The sequence below is a fragment of the Comamonas sp. Y33R10-2 genome (assembly GCF_019355935.1).
Taxonomy (GTDB): domain Bacteria; phylum Pseudomonadota; class Gammaproteobacteria; order Burkholderiales; family Burkholderiaceae_C; genus Comamonas.
The window spans coordinates 3655068-3674007 of the sequence record NZ_CP079925.1 but is presented as its reverse complement, the minus strand read 5'-3'; the positions used below and the strand labels follow the sequence as shown (position 1 = coordinate 3674007).

16 protein-coding genes and 4 tRNA genes are annotated in these 18940 nt (G+C 53.0%); 6 read left to right on the top strand and 14 right to left on the bottom strand.

Annotated elements, in window-relative coordinates; all coding sequences use genetic code 11:
- Positions 1-123: 123 nt before the first annotated feature.
- The gene (locus KUF54_RS16605) at positions 124-1461 is read left to right on the top strand and encodes a lytic murein transglycosylase (RefSeq protein ID WP_370627562.1); all 1338 of its coding nucleotides are present in this window, start codon (positions 124-126) and stop codon (positions 1459-1461) included.
- Positions 1462-1607: 146 nt separating this feature from the next.
- Here KUF54_RS16605 and greB read toward each other — a convergent pair whose 3' ends face one another.
- From greB to KUF54_RS16585, 4 genes are all read right to left on the bottom strand, one after another.
- On the bottom strand, positions 1608-2174 hold the full coding sequence (gene greB / locus KUF54_RS16600; RefSeq protein ID WP_219343882.1) for a transcription elongation factor GreB: 567 nt from the start codon (positions 2172-2174) through the stop codon (positions 1608-1610).
- 103 nt (positions 2175-2277) lie between these two features.
- A tRNA-Arg gene (locus tag KUF54_RS16595) sits at positions 2278-2354 on the bottom strand.
- Positions 2355-2508: 154 nt separating this feature from the next.
- A tRNA-Arg gene (locus tag KUF54_RS16590) sits at positions 2509-2585 on the bottom strand.
- Between the two features lie 214 nt (positions 2586-2799).
- Positions 2800-2876, bottom strand: a tRNA-Arg gene (locus tag KUF54_RS16585).
- Positions 2877-3329: 453 nt separating this feature from the next.
- On the opposite strand from KUF54_RS16585, the gene KUF54_RS16580 reads away from it, so the two are divergent.
- Complete coding sequence (locus KUF54_RS16580) at positions 3330-3788, top strand: hypothetical protein (RefSeq protein WP_219343880.1); 459 nt, start codon at positions 3330-3332, stop codon at positions 3786-3788.
- 1778 nt (positions 3789-5566) lie between these two features.
- Here KUF54_RS16580 and KUF54_RS16575 read toward each other — a convergent pair.
- From KUF54_RS16575 to KUF54_RS16555, 5 genes are all read right to left on the bottom strand, one after another.
- Complete coding sequence (locus KUF54_RS16575; RefSeq protein WP_219343878.1) at positions 5567-6904, bottom strand: tyrosine-type recombinase/integrase; 1338 nt, start codon at positions 6902-6904, stop codon at positions 5567-5569.
- A gap of 77 nt (positions 6905-6981) precedes the next feature.
- Positions 6982-7071, bottom strand: a tRNA-Ser gene (locus tag KUF54_RS16570).
- Between the two features lie 31 nt (positions 7072-7102).
- Positions 7103-8419, bottom strand: a complete 1317-nt coding sequence (serS, locus tag KUF54_RS16565; RefSeq protein WP_219343876.1) for a serine--tRNA ligase — start codon at positions 8417-8419, stop codon at positions 7103-7105.
- A gap of 182 nt (positions 8420-8601) precedes the next feature.
- Complete coding sequence (gene ispH / locus KUF54_RS16560; RefSeq protein WP_219343874.1) at positions 8602-9591, bottom strand: 4-hydroxy-3-methylbut-2-enyl diphosphate reductase; 990 nt, start codon at positions 9589-9591, stop codon at positions 8602-8604.
- Position 9592: 1 nt separating this feature from the next.
- Positions 9593-10075: a peptidylprolyl isomerase gene (locus KUF54_RS16555; RefSeq protein ID WP_219343872.1), complete on the bottom strand. Its 483-nt coding sequence runs from the start codon at positions 10073-10075 to the stop codon at positions 9593-9595.
- Between the two features lie 147 nt (positions 10076-10222).
- On the opposite strand from KUF54_RS16555, the gene radC reads away from it, so the two are divergent.
- Together radC and KUF54_RS16545 are read left to right on the top strand one after the other, a co-directional pair.
- A complete protein-coding gene (radC, locus tag KUF54_RS16550; protein WP_219343870.1) occupies positions 10223-10903 on the top strand; it encodes a DNA repair protein RadC in 681 nt (226 codons plus the stop codon).
- The gene (locus tag KUF54_RS16545) at positions 10900-11556 is read left to right on the top strand and encodes a Smr/MutS family protein (RefSeq protein WP_219343868.1); all 657 of its coding nucleotides are present in this window, start codon (positions 10900-10902) and stop codon (positions 11554-11556) included. The genes radC and KUF54_RS16545 overlap by 4 nt, the downstream gene beginning before the upstream one ends.
- 68 nt (positions 11557-11624) lie before the next feature.
- Here the strand turns inward: KUF54_RS16545 and KUF54_RS16540 are convergent, their stop codons facing one another.
- The 4 genes from KUF54_RS16540 to KUF54_RS16525 all read right to left on the bottom strand — a co-directional run bounded on the left by KUF54_RS16540 (position 11625) and on the right by KUF54_RS16525 (position 16470).
- Positions 11625-12653, bottom strand: a complete 1029-nt coding sequence (locus KUF54_RS16540) for a M48 family metalloprotease (protein WP_219343866.1) — start codon at positions 12651-12653, stop codon at positions 11625-11627.
- A gap of 27 nt (positions 12654-12680) precedes the next feature.
- The gene (locus tag KUF54_RS16535; RefSeq protein WP_219343864.1) at positions 12681-13268 is read right to left on the bottom strand and encodes a LemA family protein; all 588 of its coding nucleotides are present in this window, start codon (positions 13266-13268) and stop codon (positions 12681-12683) included.
- Between the two features lie 121 nt (positions 13269-13389).
- Positions 13390-13794, bottom strand: coding sequence for a group II truncated hemoglobin (locus tag KUF54_RS16530; protein WP_219343862.1), 405 nt, complete (start codon positions 13792-13794; stop codon positions 13390-13392).
- Positions 13795-13932: 138 nt separating this feature from the next.
- Positions 13933-16470 (bottom strand): ABC transporter permease, encoded by a 2538-nt coding sequence (locus tag KUF54_RS16525; protein WP_219343860.1) that lies wholly within the window; start codon positions 16468-16470, stop codon positions 13933-13935.
- A gap of 104 nt (positions 16471-16574) precedes the next feature.
- Between KUF54_RS16525 and KUF54_RS16520 the strand changes: the two genes are divergently transcribed.
- Both KUF54_RS16520 and KUF54_RS16515 read left to right on the top strand, forming a co-directional pair.
- On the top strand, positions 16575-17336 hold the full coding sequence (locus KUF54_RS16520; protein WP_219343859.1) for a sulfite exporter TauE/SafE family protein: 762 nt from the start codon (positions 16575-16577) through the stop codon (positions 17334-17336).
- A gap of 207 nt (positions 17337-17543) precedes the next feature.
- Positions 17544-17963, top strand: coding sequence for a hypothetical protein (locus KUF54_RS16515; RefSeq protein WP_255576180.1), 420 nt, complete (start codon positions 17544-17546; stop codon positions 17961-17963).
- 19 nt (positions 17964-17982) lie between these two features.
- On the opposite strand, the gene KUF54_RS16510 is transcribed toward KUF54_RS16515, so the two are convergent.
- The gene (locus KUF54_RS16510) at positions 17983-18912 is read right to left on the bottom strand and encodes a DMT family transporter (protein ID WP_219343856.1); all 930 of its coding nucleotides are present in this window, start codon (positions 18910-18912) and stop codon (positions 17983-17985) included.
- Between the last annotated feature and the right edge of the window lie 28 nt (positions 18913-18940).

Here is an 18940-nt window from a genome sequence, read left to right as displayed (position 1 = left end):
CTCTCCATATTAAAAGGCCACTGATGGCCTTTTTTTATGGGCTGAAAATTTTGTTGCATTTTGCAGCCTTGATAGCGCTCGCCAAGCCGAGCTAAAGCCCTGCTGCAGGAGACAATCTCATTCATGCATCATTTCGCTTACTCGCTCCTCAAAGCCCGCCCGCACCTATTGGCGGTCACAGTCGCTGCCACTGTATTGACAGGCTGCGCCAGTAAGCCGGAGCCTCAAGCGGCGCCTAAGCCCCCAGCGATGCAAAGCAGCGAGAGTGCAAACACCACCACAAGCGCGAACACGAACGCGAACGAAAGCGACGCACAGGCAGAAGCCTCCATTCAAGCCAGCAGCTTCGCGCACTGGAAACAAGAATTTGCCCCGCGTGCAAGCGCTGCCGGCATTTCAGATCGCACCCTGCAAAAGGCATTGGCCAGCGCCAAGCTGCAGCCCAGCATCATCAGGCTTGATCGCTCTCAGCCTGAATTCACCCGCACACCTTGGCAATACTTGGACAGCGCCGTGTCCGCACAACGCATCAAAACCGGCAAACTTAAGATGCAGGAGTACGCAACAGCTTTGCAAGCAGCAAGCCAGCGCTATGGCGTGCCAGCGCAGGTGATTGCAGCGATCTGGGGCATGGAGAGCAATTACGGCAGCAATTTTGGAAGTTTTTCTGCCATCGATGCACTGGCCACCCTTGCCTTCGATGGCCGCCGCGCAGAATGGGCGCAAAAGGAACTGATCGCAGCCCTGCGCATCATCGACAACGGCGATATTGATGCCGCCCACATGATTGGCTCATGGGCTGGCGCAATGGGCAACACGCAGTTTTTGCCATCGGTCTTTCTGCAATATGCCGTAGATGCCGATGGCGATGGCCGCCGCGATATCTGGGGCTCGATGGCAGATGTTGCCGCCTCCACTGCCAACTACCTGGCCAGCTCAGGCTGGACGGCTAGCGAGCCTTGGAGCGCAGAAGTACGCTTACCCAGCAGCTTTGATTACGCTCGCACCGAAATTTCGATTCGCCAAAACAGCAGTTCATGGGCCGCTGAAGGCGTGCAGAGCATTAACGGCCAAGCACTACCAGACATGACAGGCGCCAGCATCATTGCCCCAGCAGGCGCTCGCGGCCCAGCCTTCATGGTGGGTAAAAACTTCCGCGCCATCCTGCGCTACAACAACTCCACTAACTATGCGCTAGGCGTTAGCGTTCTGTCGTCACAACTCGCGGGCAATGGCGGCGTAGTTGCCGATTGGCCACGAGATTTGAATGCGCTGACACGCGAGCAAACCAAGTCCATGCAAACCGCCCTCACCCAGCTCGGCTTTGCCACTGGTTCTGCCGACGGCGTCATGGGCCCTGCCACCAGAGCAGGTCTGCGCCAGTACCAGCAAAGTCAAGGCCTAGTGGCTGATGGCTACCCCACACTGGAACTTCTGCAGCGCCTGCAGGCAGCCAACTGAGCTAAAAACTGATAGCAGCTACTCTTCTATATTTCTAGGCTTTATCTACAAAAGCAGCTGAAATCTATAAATAACGAGGACAAGCAGCTCACAAAATAAAAGCGCGGTTTTCATGAAGAAGCCGCGCTTTTTGCTGTTTCACTCGTTCAAGATTGATCGATGGGCTTTGGGTAGCTCACTTCCAGCACCTCTAGCATGCGCACACCGGCTGGCGTAGGCAAAGCCACCTCATCACCGACACGCGACTTAAGCAAAGCACGTGAGACAGGTGCAATCCAGCTGACCTGATTCTTGGCGCTCTCCGCCTCATCAATGCCCATGATGGTGATAGTGCGCTCCACACCCTCGTCATCCACATAAGTCACCGTTGCGCCAAAAAAGACCTGATCACTGCCCACATGCACAGCGGGATCAACCACCTCCGCGATTTCCAGCCGTTTGGTCAAAAAACGAATACGCCTATCAATCTCACGCAAACGTTTTTTGCCGTAAAGATAATCGCCATTTTCAGAACGGTCCCCATTGCTGGCCGCCCAGTGCACGATCTCCACAACTTTTGGACGCTTGTTATCAATCAGATCAAGCAGCTCTGTCTTGATCCGCAAATAGCCTTGAGGGGTGATGTAATTTTTGCCGCCAGAGGGCAACGGCGGTAAGCCACCAACGTCGTCATCCTCGTCGGCATCTGATTCTTTAGTGAAAGCCTTGCTCATAGGCTGCAATCTTCACACAGATCAGGTAACGCTCAGCGCAATGCACCAAGCAAGAGTACAAACGAAAAAGCCTCAGAACTTTTCAGTTCTGAGGCTTGTCGTTTGGTGCGGCTGGCAGGAATTGAACCCACGACCCCTTGGTTCGTAGCCAAGTACTCTATCCAACTGAGCTACAGCCGCTAAGCCATCTATTCTATTCGGATTTTTAAGCCAACCTAGTAAAAACCCGAAGTTTTCTTAAAAATACATCGATGTGGCCGGAAAAGCTAAAACTACCGAAAGCAGTATCCCAACGAAAAAGCCTCAGAACTAGAAAATTCTGAGGCTTGTCGTTTGGTGCGGCTGGCAGGAATTGAACCCACGACCCCTTGGTTCGTAGCCAAGTACTCTATCCAACTGAGCTACAGCCGCTAAGCTATCTATTCTAATATATTTTTAGAAACCGTTTTTCAAAAACATCGATCTCCACCTTCAGGAGGTCAATTAAGCGACGATTTTTTGATTACATGCCTTGCTCATATGCAAAGTGTGGGTTGCAGCACATGCTCCATACAAAAAAGCCAAGTAAAAACTGAACAGAAAAACGAAAAAATCCCAGAGCATTTCTACTCTGGGATTTAACGTTTGGTGCGGCTGGCAGGAATTGAACCCACGACCCCTTGGTTCGTAGCCAAGTACTCTATCCAACTGAGCTACAGCCGCATTTGGCGGAGAGGGTGGGACAGATGTCATACCCAACAAGAAGGCTTGTTAAAACAAGGACTTGCCGCTGTTGAAGACGCTATTGTATGCCAAAAATTGGTAGAACTTTTGGTAGAACACCAAAAATCTTAGGAATTTTGCCTACATTTATTTGAATAATTCTTATTCTCCATAAAATCATATATCTTATATAAGACATAAGATACAAGAGTAAACAAAGGTCGTTTGTTTTTTTGTTCATCAAAAAAATGAGCGAGCAGGCAAACGAAGTGCGCAAGTGTCTTGCTGCTCTTGTTTGCTAGTTACCCTACGTCGCTGACAGGAACCACACTCAAAAACGGCGATTTATTCGCCTCCCAATTGCTTACGACACAAAAATGTGTAAGCCTGTGCAAGTTATCCAGCTATAGAGGATGATTGTAGGATTATCGGTTTTTTTTATTAGGAGGCATTTTGAGATACCAGAGAGCAAGGCTTCAATATCAATTCAGCAAACTCCGTTTTATTAGAGAAGGAGTATCTTTAGAATATGGTGGAAACGTCGAGTTTGAATTATTTTCATTCTTTGAAATTTGCTACCACCTAAAAGACTGGGTCAAAAACTCTCCAGAATGCTCTTCATTCAGCGATGTAGAAAATTTTATTAAAGACACCCCAGCATTAAGGATATGTGCTGATATATGTAATCGTCTAAAGCATAAAACTCTTACAAGAAGAAGAAGTAATTCAGAAATAGGAATTTTTCAAATTACTAGCACCATCTCAGTCTCTATGCCGGAAGATAAAAGCCACAGTATGGCTCGCCTTGATAAAGCAACAATTGAAACTGAGCGAGGAGAGGAGTGTTGTTTTGCATTGGCTCAAGAATGTATGAATGAATGGAACCAATATTTCCAAAGAAATGGGGTGTAGAGCAATCACCCCACATTAGAGTTTTTTACTCTTTAGGTGGTGGTTCATGGTTCAAAAGTGAACTATTCAATGTTTCCAATACTTTTATTGGACAAGTGGTTCGCTTATGAATTTTCGTGAATTTTTGCGAACCACTCAAAAAATTCACATCTATATTTTTCTTTCTAATCTATTTAATTCATCTTTAATTAGTATTAACTTGGAAGTTGAAACCAAGTTTATTCAATATTTACAAGACTTTCAAAGAACTTAAAACTTGGTTTTAATTTTTAAAAAATTTCAACCAACTTTGAAAAACAACCAGCATTAGCAAGAGTTAAAGACAAAAAACCATCGCGATTTACGTCAGTAAATTGCAAGTGTGTATAAGAATTAGGATGTTTTTTTGATGCTTCAATGAGATTGTCAAAACAATTTAGATTGAGATTTACTTTGATATTTCATTGAGATAGTCAAAGCAATTTACTTTGAAATTTACTTTGATGTTTCATTAAAATAGTCAAAGCAATTTACCTTGAAATTTACTTTGATGTTTCATTGCAATAGTCAAAGCAATTTACTTTGATGTTTCTTTTGACATAGCCTTGATTAGTTTATAAGTTATTTCAAAAAATTTTCTATTAGAAAATTTTCTGTATCAACTCTGCGAGTTGAAGACCTCCTAAGCGGAGGTCTGGGGGGTTACTTCCACTTCCAAAGTCGTGAAAGTAACTCCCCCCCTAAACAGCCGAAAACCTTCTTTATTTCTTTTTTGTTGTGTTTTCTTCCAACGTAAAAGTAACACTTTTAATATGGTTATTTTTTTCGCTCCGCTATGGGTGCTTACGCACTGTTCGGCTATCTAAGGATAACGCCTTGTCGTTCTAAAAGATGAACAAGAACAATTTAAAGACATTTAAGCGCTTATTTATACCCAAGTTGATAATTTACCCACCTAGACAATAATTTTTCAAATTTATGGCGTTATTTGGCTTAATTTGACTACTTGCTGTTTTATTCTTATATCTGTGTATTGTGCTTGTGTATGTGCCTGCGTATTCACACATACACACGTATACGCGCGGTTTTCTCCCCTCCGCCCCTCCGGGGGACTGCTTGGTCAGCAGGACAACAGAGAGATATAAAATCTATTCGTTCATTCTTCACTCATAGTTTTATACTGCTCTGTTCAATTTTTTATTTCTTATTATTTTGTTGTTAACTAATACATTGCTTACGCTAATATTTATCTATCTTTGTATTCTGTATTATTGCCTTCAATCTCCGCACTTACGCTTGGAGATTAAAGGCAAAGTCTCCCTTACCGCAGTTAAAAAACTTTGGTGGGACTTTACCTTTTTCTGTCTTCTATGTTTGTAATTTCTTACGCCCGTATGACTGAAAGGCATTGATAACTTAATGAAGCGTATCAACTCGACAAATTCTTGGACTTCATTCCAAACTAGCGGGGTTTTGCTTTAGTCTTCCCTTATTGCTTTGCCAGTATCTCATTCTTGCAACTTAATTTAACTTATACCGAACCGTGATTTCAGACGCTTAAATATAAGATTGGCATTTATTTTTACCTAGAACAATGCTTAAAAACTTTTTGGACAATAAAAAACACGTCATCAAATTTGATAACGTGCTCTATATATTCTTGACTTTTAAAAACTGTTCTGCTAATCTTTATTTAACAGTTAGTTTTGATAGTTGCGTTATCAAACTTGCTTTATAAAGACAGTTTTCGGCTGTCTTTATTTCTTTATAGTAGCAATATTTAATTTCTTGTCAAGTTTTCAAAAATCAATAGTTATATGTTTCTTGCTGAGTTCATAGATACTTTTAAAAGTCTCTTGTGTTGCTTCTTCTAAATATTCAATTGTAAATTCATTAGAATAAATATTAGAATTTACGTTATCAAACTCGTGTCCTAAAAGTTGGCAACGCGCTTCAACATCAACGCTAAATCTTTTCATTTCATTGTTTACGAACTTGCGCAGACTATGAAAAACTAATTTTTGACGTGTAACACCTGCTGCTTTTAAATGCCTCGGAAACTTCTTTCCTACTGCATTTCCTGAGCCTTTACCATCTTTTGCTTCATACTTAAAAATCTTGTCTTCCTTGCTATCAATAAAAGGCTTAATGAAGTAATAGAACTTTTTAAAAATTGGAACTTCTCGCTGTCCTGCAAGTGTTTTACTATCACGAATGTGAATGTAATGCGTTCCGTTTTCTGATGTTTTAAATTGGTTCTTTTCTAGGCTTGTAACTTCACCGATCCGCATACCTGTGAACAATGTGATGAACAATGTATAAAAGTAATCTTTATCTTTTTCTTTTGCAACTTTCATAAAGTCGCTATTAAAGATTGCTTCTATTTCTTCACGTTCAAAGATGCCATAGCCTTCTTTAAGCCTTTGCTTCTTTGTCATCAATGCTTTGTTAGCAGCAGGGTTCTCACCTTCGTAATGCTTTTGCTGGATAGCAAACTTAAACAATGCGTGCAGATTGATAAGTTTATTATCTATGGTTCTTGTTGCATTGCCTTTTTCAGCAAGCCAATTTTGATAGCGCAATACATCGCTTTCCGTAATGTCTGCAACGTGTTGCTTACGTATGTATTGAGCAAACTCTTTTGCCACGTTGCCATAGGCAATGGCGGTTGCTGGTTTGAGTTGCTTCTTTAATTTGAAGTATTGCTCTACCAGTTCCGCAACCTTGATACCCCTAGAAGCCGTTTTAAGGGGTGTTTCTGGCGCTTGTGTGGCTGGTTGGGGTGCTTGTAGCCCCTGTAACCCTTTGAGAGTATTTAGGGCCTCTATGGCTCTTTGGTGGTCTTCGGGTGTGCCATCCGTTTTGAGGTAGCCATTTTTGAGGTCTATCTCATAGGTTCGGATGTTGGACAAATCGAAGTCTTGGCGTGGCTTGTTCATTGCTAGATTTTCTAGCAATTGATTACAAGTATTCGTGAGGTTGTAGGCGATTTGATGGGCTTTGAGCCTCACCTCGTGCCCTGCTCCGGTGCCCAAAGGAAAGAACAGGTATTTTTTGCCTAGGTGTTCCTGAAGCGCAGTAGGAACAAAGAATCTAACGTAGTGACGTTGGCGCTTAGAAAATAGAAAAGGCTTCAAGACTAATACACCTTTTGGTATACCTTCTTGAAGCCGTTTCTGCTATAAATCCTTTAAAAACAAGGACTTAGAGCGATTGGCGGAGAGGGTGGGATTCGAACCCACGGTACGTTTGCACGTACGCCTGATTTCGAGTCAGGTACATTCGACCACTCTGCCACCTCTCCTGTGTCGAAGCATCTATTCTAACCTAAAAATTTAGGCCTTCAGCAAAGTTTTACCGCCCATGTACGAAACAAGAGCTTCGGGCACGGTGATGGAGCCATCGGGGTTCTGGTTATTCTCCAGCACAGCGACTAGTGTGCGGCCCACGGCCAGGCCGGAGCCGTTCAGGGTGTGAACCAGTTCGTTCTTGCCTTGCGCGTTCTTGAAGCGGGCCTGCATGCGGCGGGACTGAAAGGCTTCGCAGTTGCTGACCGAGCTGATTTCACGGTAGGTACCTTGCGCAGGTACCCATACTTCCAAGTCATAAGTCTTGGCAGCGCCAAAGCCCATATCGCCGGTGCACAGGCTCATCACGCGGTAAGGCAAGCCCAGTTTTTGCAGCACGGCTTCGGCGTGGCCCGTCATTTCTTCCAGCGCTTCGTAGCTTTTTTCTGGGTGAACGATCTGCACCATCTCGACCTTGTCGAACTGGTGCTGACGGATCAGACCGCGCGTGTCGCGCCCGCCAGAGCCGGCTTCGGAGCGGAAGCATGGGCTGTGCGCTGTGAGCTTGATAGGCAGGCGGTCTTCAGCCAGCACTTCATCGCGCACTAGGTTTGTGAGCGGCACTTCAGCTGTCGGGATGAGGTACAGAGCAGAGGTGTCTGGCACAGGCTCAGCGTCTTGACCACCCTTGTTGGCCGCGAACAGATCGCCTTCAAACTTGGGCAGCTGGCCCGTGCCTTTGAGCGAGTCGCTGTTGACGATATAGGGCACATAGCATTCGGTATACCCGTGCTCTTCAGTCTGCAGGTCCAGCATGAACTGGGCCAGCGCGCGGTGTAGGCGGGCGATTTGGCCTTGCATGACGGTAAAGCGCGAGCCGGTGAGCTTGATGCCGGCTTCAAAGTCCAGACCCAAGGGCGCGCCCAAGTCCACGTGATCCTTGACTTCAAAGTCAAAGGTCTTGGGCGTGCCAAAGCGGCGTACTTCCACATTACCTTCTTCGTCTGCACCTACGGGCACGGACTCGTGCGGCAGGTTGGGCACGGCCACCAGCATGGCTTGCAGCTCGGTCTGGATTTGATCGAGGCGTGCAGCAGACTGCTCCAGCTCGCTCTTCATGGCGGCGACTTCAGCCTTGGCGGCTTCGGCGGCGTCTTTTTCGCCCTTGCCCATCAGCATGCCGATTTGCTTGGACAGCTGGTTGCGCTTGGACTGCAGCTCCTCCGTGCGCGTCTGGATGGACTTGCGTTCAGATTCCAGTGCCGTGAAGGCTTCCACGTTCAGGAAGGCTTGGGGGTTCTTGCGGGTCTGCAGTCGGGCGACGACCGAGTCCAGATCTTTGCGGAGAAGTTGAATGTCGAGCATAGGTTGAGATTTTAGAGCGACTGGCCACGCCCGGCTTGCGCTCAGGGGCTTGCGAGGGTTTGCTATCAAAAGCAAAGCGCCCTGTGCCAGCTATTCATAGAGTTCTGGATGAAAATCACCTCAAACCTGCAGATAGCCAGCGCAAGGCGCTATGAAATACAAAGCAATCGTGTAACGACGGCTTAGTGTCCGGTCTCGGGCGCCTTACGCACTTCGATCTCAAGGCCCGTAGCCTCGTCGATCTTCAGGCCCTTGGGCAGCGGGAATTTGATGGTCTCTTCAATACCGTCCATCTTGCGCACAGCCACAGCGCCCAGCAGTTTGATACGGGCGATGACGTCATTGACCAGCACTTCAGGAGCCGAGGCACCCGCAGTCAGGCCCACGCGGGAGGTATCAGCAAACCACTCTTCTTTAAGCTCACTGGCGTTGTCCACCATATAGGCAGGCGTACCCAGTCGGGCCGCCAATTCACGCAAGCGGTTGCTGTTAGAGCTGGTGGGGCTGCCCACAACGATCACCAAATCCACCTGTGGCGCGAGAATCTTCACGGCATCTTGGCGGTTTTGTGTGGCGTAGCAAATGTCTTGCTGCTTGGGCTCACGCACATTCGGAAAACGCGCACGAATAGCCGCCACGATGCCTGCAGCATCATCGACCGACAAAGTAGTCTGCGTCACCACGGCCAGTTTTTCAGTCTGGCGCGGAGCCACTGTGGCTACGTCCGCTTCATCTTCAACCAGATGAATGCCTTCGGACAATTGGCCCATGGTGCCTTCGACTTCTGGGTGACCTTTGTGGCCCACCATCAGAAATTCGTAGCCTTCCTTGGCCAGCTTGGCGACTTCGACGTGTACCTTGGTGACCAGCGGGCAAGTCGCATCAAAGATGGAAAAGCCGCGGCGCACCGCCTCTTGCTGCACGGCTTTGGAGACGCCATGCGCCGAGAAAATCAGCGTCGCGCCTTCAGGCACATCGTCCAGTTCTTCAATAAAGATAGCGCCTTTGGCCTTGAGGTCGTTGACCACAAAGGTGTTGTGCACGATCTCGTGGCGCACATAAATGGGCGCACCGAACTTGGTGAGCGCACGCTCAACGATTTCGATGGCGCGGTCCACACCGGCGCAAAAGCCGCGTGGTTCAGCCAGCAGAACTTCTTTGCCGCCCAGCACGTCAGAGCACTCCGATCAACTTCACTTCAAACGTCACGGGCTGGCCTGCCAGCGGGTGGTTGAAGTCAAAAAGCACGGCGCCATCTTCACGCACCTGCACCACGGCACCAGCGTAGCTGCCCAAGCCGTCAGGCGTGGGGAACTGCACCACATCGCCAGCGCTGTACTTCTCGTAAGGGTCACCCAGCTCGTTCATCAGCTTGCGGGCTACCCACTGCATCATGTCCGGGTTGCCTTCGCCAAAAGCCTCGCCAGCAGCCAGCTCAAAGGTGGTGTGCGTGCCTTCAGTCAGGCCGATCAGCTTGTCTTCCATGGCAGGAGACAGCTCACCCGCACCCAGCGACAGCGTCGCAGGCTTTTCGTTGAAGGTGTTGATCACATCGCCCGCAGGACCGGCCAGGCGGTAATGCAGCGTGAGAAAAGAGCCTGCCTGCACAACGGGCAGGTCCGAGGCAGCGACGGTGGGGGTTGCGCTTGTGGTCATGAAAGTCCCGATAAACTGGGCTTCATTGTAAGAGCGCACCGATAACCTCTTCGCTGCTGCGTTGAGATTGCGCTCTCCCCTCTAAGATTTCGCCTCTAAGACCTCACGCCCCAGCTTCCCAAGCCAGCCCAAGCCCGCGCTAAACACATGCCCATCAAAGACCTGCCACCGGATGCACAGCCGCGCGAAAAGCTCGCGCAGCGGGGCCCTGCTGCGCTGGCTGATGCGGAGTTGCTTGCCATCATCTTGCGCACTGGCATGGCCGGCAAGACCGTGCTGAAAATGGCGCAAGAGCTGCTGGAGCTGCCCGGCGCTGGCGGCTTAGCAGGCCTGCTGGCTGCCGATTACAAGGCGCTGGGCAGCGTCAAAGGCCTTGGCCCCGCCAAGCGCGCCGAGCTGATGGCCGTGCTGGAGCTAGCCCGCCGCGCCACGGCTCAGCAGCTGCGCGAGCGAGAAGTTTTTTCATCACCCGAAGCCGTCAAACACTATCTGCAGCTGCACATTGCAGCCAAAGGCCATGAAGTGTTTGCCGTGCTGTTTTTAGACAGTCAGAACCGCTTGCTGGCTTTAGAAGAAATGTTTCGCGGAACTTTGACGCAAACCTCGGTTTATCCCAGAGAAGTCGTGCTGCGCGCCCTGCACCATCAGGCCGGCGCCGTCATCTTGGCCCACAACCACCCCAGCGGCAGCGTGCTACCCAGCCCTGCTGATCTGTCTCTGACTGCCACGCTCAAGGCTGCACTGGCACTGGTGGATGTGCGCGTGCTCGATCACATCATCGTGGCGCCTGGCGCTGCCCACTCCATGGCCGAAGAGGGGCAGGTATGAACCACGCCCACCGCTCTTTGCAAGACTTGGCCGGCGTCTCGCGCCACCTCAAGCTGGCCCGTGAGCAAGCCCAAGCGCTAGCTCAAGCCAAGGCCGAGGCCAAAGCAGCGCGCGAGCGTGAGCGCAATCTGTTTGCCATCACCGTCGGGAAAATTACGCCGCTGCGCGAGCGCAACGAAGTCAGTTTTCAAGAGCCTCCGCCTTCCCCCTTGCCGCTGCAACTGGTGCTTGACGAGCAAAGCGTGCTGCGCGAAGCCATGAGCGACGAGTTTGACGTGAGCACCTTGCTCGACGTGGATGATCAGCTGAGTTTTCGCCGCAGGGGTATTGGGCTTGATGTCACCCGCAAACTGCGCGGCGGCCACTGGAGTATTCAGCGCCAGCTAGACCTGCACGGCCTTAGGTCTGATGAGGCCCGCGAGGCGCTGGGCCAGTTCATTCGCCTGTCGCACCGCACCGGCGTGCGCTGCGTGCGCGTGGTGCATGGCAAAGGGCTTGGATCGCCGGGGCGCACGCCCGTGCTCAAGGGCAAGGTGCATAGCTGGCTGGTGCAAAAAAAAGAAGTTTTGGCCTTTGTGCAAGCCCGCCCGGCGGACGGAGGTGCAGGCGCTTTGGTTGTGCTGCTGCAGCCGGGTAAGCGCAAGCTGTTTTAACGCCTAAACATATCTTTTTTGATAGCGCCACGTCCTTTCATTGATTGGACTTCAGGCATTAAATACCATTAACGCCCCTGCGGGACGGTATTGAAAGGCAAAGGCAGGGGCCGCATGTCCCGGCCATAGATGCGGCGTATGCGCTCTGGCACCGTGGGGTGTGATTCGAGCCAGTCTTCAAGCCGGCTGGCATGTGGGGTTTCGGTCAGCAGCATGTGCTGCACGGTGCGGTGATCCAGCCCCACATGGCTGCGCACATCGGCCTGCCAGCTGCCGTATTGCTGCTGCGCTATTGCACGCTGGGTTAGCACCTTGCGCAGAACGCCGCCCAAACCGTCTTTGCTGCGCGTCCATTGCACGGCGCGGGCATCGGCCAGATATTCACGCTGGCGCGAAACAGCGGCCTTGAGCAACTGACCACACAGCCAGCCCACAAAGCCTGCGGCCTGAATAAAAGCCCCAAACCACTGCGTAAAAATGCTGTCGCGCTCGCGCAGGCTTTGGCCAAAATTGTGAATCAGCTCCAGCCCATAAACCATGCTGGCCAGCTGCATGTTCAGCCGCGTATCGCCTTCGCGCAGATGAGACAGCTCATGCGCCACCAGCCCCTGCATTTCTTCGCGATTGAGCTGCTCTAACGCGCCTTGCGTTACGGCGATGATGGCGTCTTGCGCATCCCAGCCTGCCGCAAAAGCGTTAATGGCTTCAGTGCGCGCCAGCACCGTGACCTGCGGCGCAGGCCAGTTCGCAGCAATGCACATTTCATCGACGATATTGCAAAGCTGCTGCTCGGCCAGCGACCCGCCGGGGCGCACTTCACGCGCGCCCACGCGCACCGCCAGTTGACGCCCGCCGTGACGCAGCTGATCGAGTTCAATCCAGCTGCCGCCCAGCACCAGCAGCAAGGTCACGCCGACATTCACAGCGGTAAAGCCTGTGGGGTAATCCCAGCCGCCAAAAATCATAGCTCCCAGCCACCAAGCCAGCGCCAACCCTAGGTGAACGGATGCCACCACGGCCAGCACACACAGCCCAAACACCAGCAGCAGCCAGCGCGTGCTGCGCCGGGCCTCGCGCTGCTTCTCCCAAAAACGCATGATTAAGACTTCACTTTAGAGCTTCACTTAGAACTTCACTTGCGGCACTGCGCGCTCTTGCTCGTTCTGGGTGGATTGCAGCATTTCCATGTGCGCAAAACCGGCCAAGCGCGCCACAACCAAGTCGGGGAACTGGCCCGCTTCGTTGTTGTAATCCAGCACCTGATCGTTATAGGCCTGCCGCGCAAAGCCAATGCGGTTTTCGGTGCTGGTGATTTCTTCGCTCAGCTGCTGCATGCGGGCATCGGCCTTGAGCGTGGGGTAGGCCTCAGCCAGCGCCATCAGTCGACCCATCTGGCCGCCCAGCGCTTGTTCGGCCACCATCAACGCACCCATGGCCTGCGCTTGACCTGGGGACTGACGAGCCTTGTCTGCCGCGCTGACTGCGGTGCTGCGGGCGCGAATCACGGCTTCTAGCGTGGTCGCCTCATGCTGCATATAGCCGCGTGCCACTTCCACCAGATTCGGGATCAGATCATGGCGGCGCTTGAGCTGCACGTCGATCTGAGCAAAGGCGTTTTCCACCTGATTTTTGTGCGTGCGTAGACGGTTATAGATGGCGACCGCCCAAAACACGATCACAACCGCCAACCCCAATGCAATGTATGCAGCCATTTCCCGCTCCTGAAAAATTCATTGCATCATATAAAAAAGTCGCTGCGACCACGCGTGTCACAGCGACTTCAGCTTGGCTCAAGGGCACAAAAATGGATTTCTGAGCGGCCGCATTAACGCATCAAACGCCGCGGTTGCGCATCCAGTCTGCCGTGTTCATAAAGCTGGCTTTAAGACGGGTGCGCAGGGCTTCAGGCACCCCGGTCTCGCCCATAGCTTGATCCATGCAAGCCACCCACTGGTCGCGCTCTTGAATGCCGATGGAAAACGGCATATGGCGCATACGCAAACGCGGGTGACCAAAGCGCTCTTGGTAGTAATCAGGGCCGCCCAGCCAGCCGCTGAGAAACCAAAACAGCTTCTGGCGTGCGTCATCCAGCGTGCTGCCATGCGCGGCGCGCAGCTCTTTGTAGCCGGGCTCCAAGTCCATCAGGTCATAAAAGCGGCTGGCCAGTTGCTGGACTTTTTCTTCTCCGCCAATCCATTCATAGGGGGTATCGAACGGCGGTTTTTCTTCTATCTGCATGGTGTGAGTGGGTTGCGAGCTTAATGGCGCAATTGTCCTAGCCACCGCTTCCCCTGCGCTGAGGCAAGGCAATTGAGCATAAAAATAGCTGCTAGTCCTTTGAGTCAAAGCACTAGCAGCTATCAATTTTGAGAACACCTACTCTTGGGCCTGCCTCAGCGTCTGCATCACCGGGCGCTTGACCACCTCGCGCAGCGCCCACCAGCCGGCCAGCCAAGCCAGCAGCGCGCCCGCCAAAGCGCCCGCTATGGGCGCCCACCAAATTAGCGCCCATTCAAAGTCAAACACCCAGCGCGCCAGTGCCCAGCCCACCGCCAGCGCCACGCAGCTGGCCAGAAAACCGGCCATCAAACCCACGCCTGCCAACTCTGCACTTTGCACCTGCTGCAGCAAGCCAGACCTGGCACCCACGGCGCGCATGATGGCGTATTCACGCGCACGCTCCTCGCGCGTGCCCGTGACGGAGGCGAACAACACCACCAGCCCGGCCACCAGCGTGAAGCCAAACAAAAACTCCACCGCACGAATGACCTGATCCATCACCTGCTGCACCTGCACCAGCGTGCTGCTCAAGTCCACATTGGTGATGTTGGGAAATTGGTTGACCAGCGCGTTATCAAAGCCCTGCTGCGCAGGCGCTCGGTAGGCCGCCAAGTAGGTGACAGCCACGTTTTCAAGCTGCTGGACCGGGTAGATGACAAAGAAGTTGGCCCGCATAGAACTCCAGTCCACCTTGCGCAAGCTGGTAATGCGCGCCTCGTTTTCTTCACCGCCCACATCAAAGCGCAAGGTATCGCCCAGCTTCAGGCCCAGCGTCTTGGCAATGCCTTCTTCTAAGCTGATGGCGCCCTTTTCTCCCGCAGTCCAGTTGCCACCTGTAATTTGGTTGTGCTCTGGCATGGTTTCAGCGGTGGAGATGTTGAACTCTCTGTCCACCATCCGCTTGGCGCGGTCTTCGGCATAGTCATCGGGGCGCACTTCCTTGCCATTGACCGCGATCAGGCGGCCGCGAATCATGGGGTACCAGTCGTAGCTTTGCACGCCCGCTTTTTTGAGCGTGGCCTGAAAATCCTGCGCCTGATCGGGCTGCACATTGATGACAAAACGATCGGGGGCATTAGCCGGCGTAGCCTTGCGCCAGCTGGCGATCAAATCCGTGCGCAGTAAGACCAGCAGCACCAGCGCCAGCAAGCCCACCGCCAGCGAGCTGACCTGCACCACGGCATACACCGGCTTGGCAGAAATCTGGCGCGTCGCCATCACCAGCCAGCGCGGTGCGGTGGCTTCATTAACTACGCGGCGCAGCAGCTTCACAGCCAGCCAAGCCAGCCCCGCAAACAGCAGGGTGGCAGCGGCAAAGCCCCCCACAGCAATCAGCCCCAACTTGATGTCTCGGCTCGCTGCCAGCAGTAACGCAGCAAAGCCCGCCACACCCACTGCCAGCACCAGCCATGAAGCGGGTTTAACCGCACCCAAATCACGCCGCATTACGCGCAGCGGCGGCACTTGTGCCAATTGCAAAACCGGCGGCAGACCAAAAGCCAGCAGCAAGGTCAATCCCATGCCCATGCCCAGCAAGGCGGGTGCCATGCCAGCGGCAGGCAAGCTGGCATCGACCAGCCCCGCCAGCAGCAAGACAAAGACATGGTGCACGCCCCAGCCCAGCAGCACACCCGCAAGGCTGGCGGCCAAGCCCACACAGACAAACTCCACCACATAGGTCATGGCAATGCGGCGCTGGCTTTGACCCAGCACACGCAACATGGCCGATGCATCCAAGTGACTGTTGGCAAACGCACGCGCAGCCAACGCCACAGCAACGGCAGAGAGCAAGGCAGACAGCAGCGCCACCAGGCTCAAAAATTTCTCGGCCCTGTCCAAGGTCTGGCGCATTTCAGGGCGGCCACTTTCTAGCGACTCAATGCGCAGGCCATGCTCAGTCTTAGCCTGCTCTTGGGCCCAATTCAAATAGTTCTGCGCCGCTTGTTCGCCCTCACGCCCCATCTCTGCAACAGATGCAACGGCTAAGCGATACGTGATGCGGCTGGCAGGTTGCACCAGCTTGGTTGCGAGCAAATCGTCACTATTGACCATCACGCGCGGTGCAAAGCTCATAAAGCCTGAGCCACGGTCTGGCTCGATGGCGATGATGTGAGAGATGTGAAAGCTGGCATCCCCCAAAAGCAATCTATCGCCCAGCTTCAAGCCCAGCGCTTCCAGCAGTGGTGCATCCACCCAGACATGGCCGCTTTCAGGAATGGCTCTCACCTCTAACGCAGGCTGACCTGCGCCTTGGTTAAGCTCAATCACGCCGCGCAGCGGATAGCCGGCCTCCACACTTTTGAGCGCCACCAAGCGACTGGCTCCGCCCTTGGACTCATCGGCTCGCGCCATGGTGGGAAAGCTGGCGGTGGCCGCCGTCTGCAGCTTCATCGCATGCGCCTTCTGCACAAAGACAGGCGGTGTGGGGTTGTCACTCACCACCACCACATCACCGCCCAGCAACTGGCGGGCATCGCGCTGCAAACCGGCTTGCAAGCGATCGGCAAAAAAACCCACTGATGTGAGCGCAGCCACCGCCAGCAACACGGCGACCATAATCAGGCGCAGCTCTCCCGCGCGTAAATCGCGCCAGAGGTTGCGCAGCCCCAGAACCCAAATAGATGATGCTTGCATGGGCTCAACCATAGCGCAGCCACCCATCCCCTTGCGAAAACTGCGTATGCGATGCCCATGAGCTGGCACCGATAATTCCTGCCACTCAAAGTGGAGACAACAAAGTGGAAGTATTGCTGGTCGTGGTCTTAGGGGCTGCAGTGGCGGGGTTTGTGCAGGGGCTGTCGGGTTTTGCCTTTGGCATGGTCGCCATGTCGTTTTGGGCGTGGGTGCTTGAGCCGCAAGTGGCCGCCGTACTCTCGGTGTTTGGCTCACTCACCGGGCAAATCATTGCAGCCTTCACCGTGCGCCGCGAATTTCACTGGAAGTCTTTGCTGCCCTTTATCGCAGGCGGGCTGCTCGGCATCCCCATCGGCGTGGGCATCATGCCGCACATGAATATGGACTGGTTCAAGTTCTGTCTGGGTCTGCTGCTGATCTTGTGGTGCCCGGCCATGCTGCTCAGCGCCCACCTGCCCAAACTCACTTTAGGTGGCGGCCTGCTGGCGCGTTTTACGGATGCGGTGGCTGGCATGATTGGCGGCGCAATGGCTGGGCTGGGCGGCTTTAGCGGTACAGTGCCTACGCTGTGGTGCACGTTGCGCGGCTTTGAGCGCCATGTGCAGCGCACTGTCATCCAAAACTTCAACCTCTCTGTGCTGGCCTTCACCATGGCCAGTTATCTGGCCACAGGCATCGTCAAGCCCGCCATGTGGCACTGGTTTGTCGTTGTGCTGCCGGCAGTGCTCGTACCCGTGATTTTTGGCACCCGCGTTTACAAAGGCGTGAGCGATGCGCTCTTTCGCCAAATTGTGCTGGGCCTGCTGATCTGCTCGGGCATCGCCATGCTCAGCGCCTCAGTGCCGCGCCTGTTCTTTGCACATTGAGCGGCCTTGCCGTTGACCGCATGGGGCTGAAAAGAAGCGTCTAACATCGGCGCGATTCAGGCCTTGCCGCTCACCACTGCGTGAAGCGACGAAACTTAGTAAAAATCAAGCAAAAAGTGGCTAAAGTCAATATTAATATTGGACTTATAGCTATCAAATTTAAACAGCGCCAGCGCAACGCTTGCGCCACATTTTTTCAGCCTTTTTATGTCATCCGCCACACCTACTAGCCTTGAAGAAATTCAGGCGTCCATTGCCAAGCTCAAAGTCACCGAGCAGCAACTCGAAGCTACCGCCGAAAAGTATGCAAAGAAAATGCAGACTTCAAGAAAGTGGAACTACTTTGCCATCGCCATGGCCGTGGTGGTTTGCGTAGTGTCGTGGGTCAACCATGCATCAGGCTGGCTGCGTTGGGGCGTGTTGCCTAGCGTCATTTTCATGGCGCTATTTTTTGAAGCCATGCGCCGCCTGCTAGGCGTGACCATGCAAAGCAGCATGCGCCAGCTCAAAATTCAGATCGGTACGCTAGAAACCAAGCTGGCAGAGCATCTGGCTGCATCTGAAGCTGCCTCCTCAACCGCATCCTTATCCGCACTTGAAGCTGAGACAGAAAAAGCATCACGCTAAATCTGCTGAAGGGACGGCATCAACCCTGCTGGCGCCGTCCCCAGTTCATCACCGCCGTGCCGGCAATCGCCAAAGCACCGCCCAGCAGCATGGAGCCATCTACGGCCTCACCAAGCAAAAGGGCTGACAGGATCACGCCAATCACGGGCACCAGCGTGATGTAGCCCGATGCGGCGCCTGCGCCCAAGGCTTTGACACCCGAAAAATACCAAGCGTAGGCGATGGCAGTGGAGCCGTAGCCCATAAAAATCATGGCCACCCACGCCTGATGATCGGCGTGAAAAGCCGAGGCCAAGCCCTGCGGGCCTTCAACCACCCAGCTCGCAATCAGCAGCAAGATGGCACCAAAAATAGCAGTGACCGTGGTCGCTGCCAGCGCATCTACGCCCGCTAGCATGGCGCGCCCGATGAGGGTATAGCAAACCCAGCAGGCAACGCAGCCCAAGATCAGCATCTCGCCCATGCCCACGGTGCCATTGAGCAGCTCAAGCGGCTTACCGTGCGAGATGACAACCACAGCACCACAAGCCGCCACAGCCATGCCCAAGGCGATCACTTTGTTAATACGCTCTTTAAACAGCCACACAGCCAACAGCAAAGTCACCACGGGGTTGAGCGTAATCACCAACGCCGCCTTGCTTGCTGGCAGGTGCTGCAAACCGCTCAAGAAAAAAGCGGCATAGCCAAAGACGCCCGTGGCCCCTGCAGCCAACATGCCTAGCCAAGTTTTGAGCGACCACTTCTTGATGGCAGGCAAACCGCCAGACCAATACAGCCAAGGCAGCAGCAAGCTCACAGCCAACACAAAGCGCAAACCAGATGCTGCCAACGGCGACATATTGAGTGCGAGGATGCGCCCGGCAGGCCATGAAGCGCCCCACAGCAAGGCCATGCCCAGCAAGCGTAGATGCGAGCCCATGGGGGTGATGGCAGTTGTTTTAGAAGTCATACGTGAGAACACAGAACCCGCAAAAAAC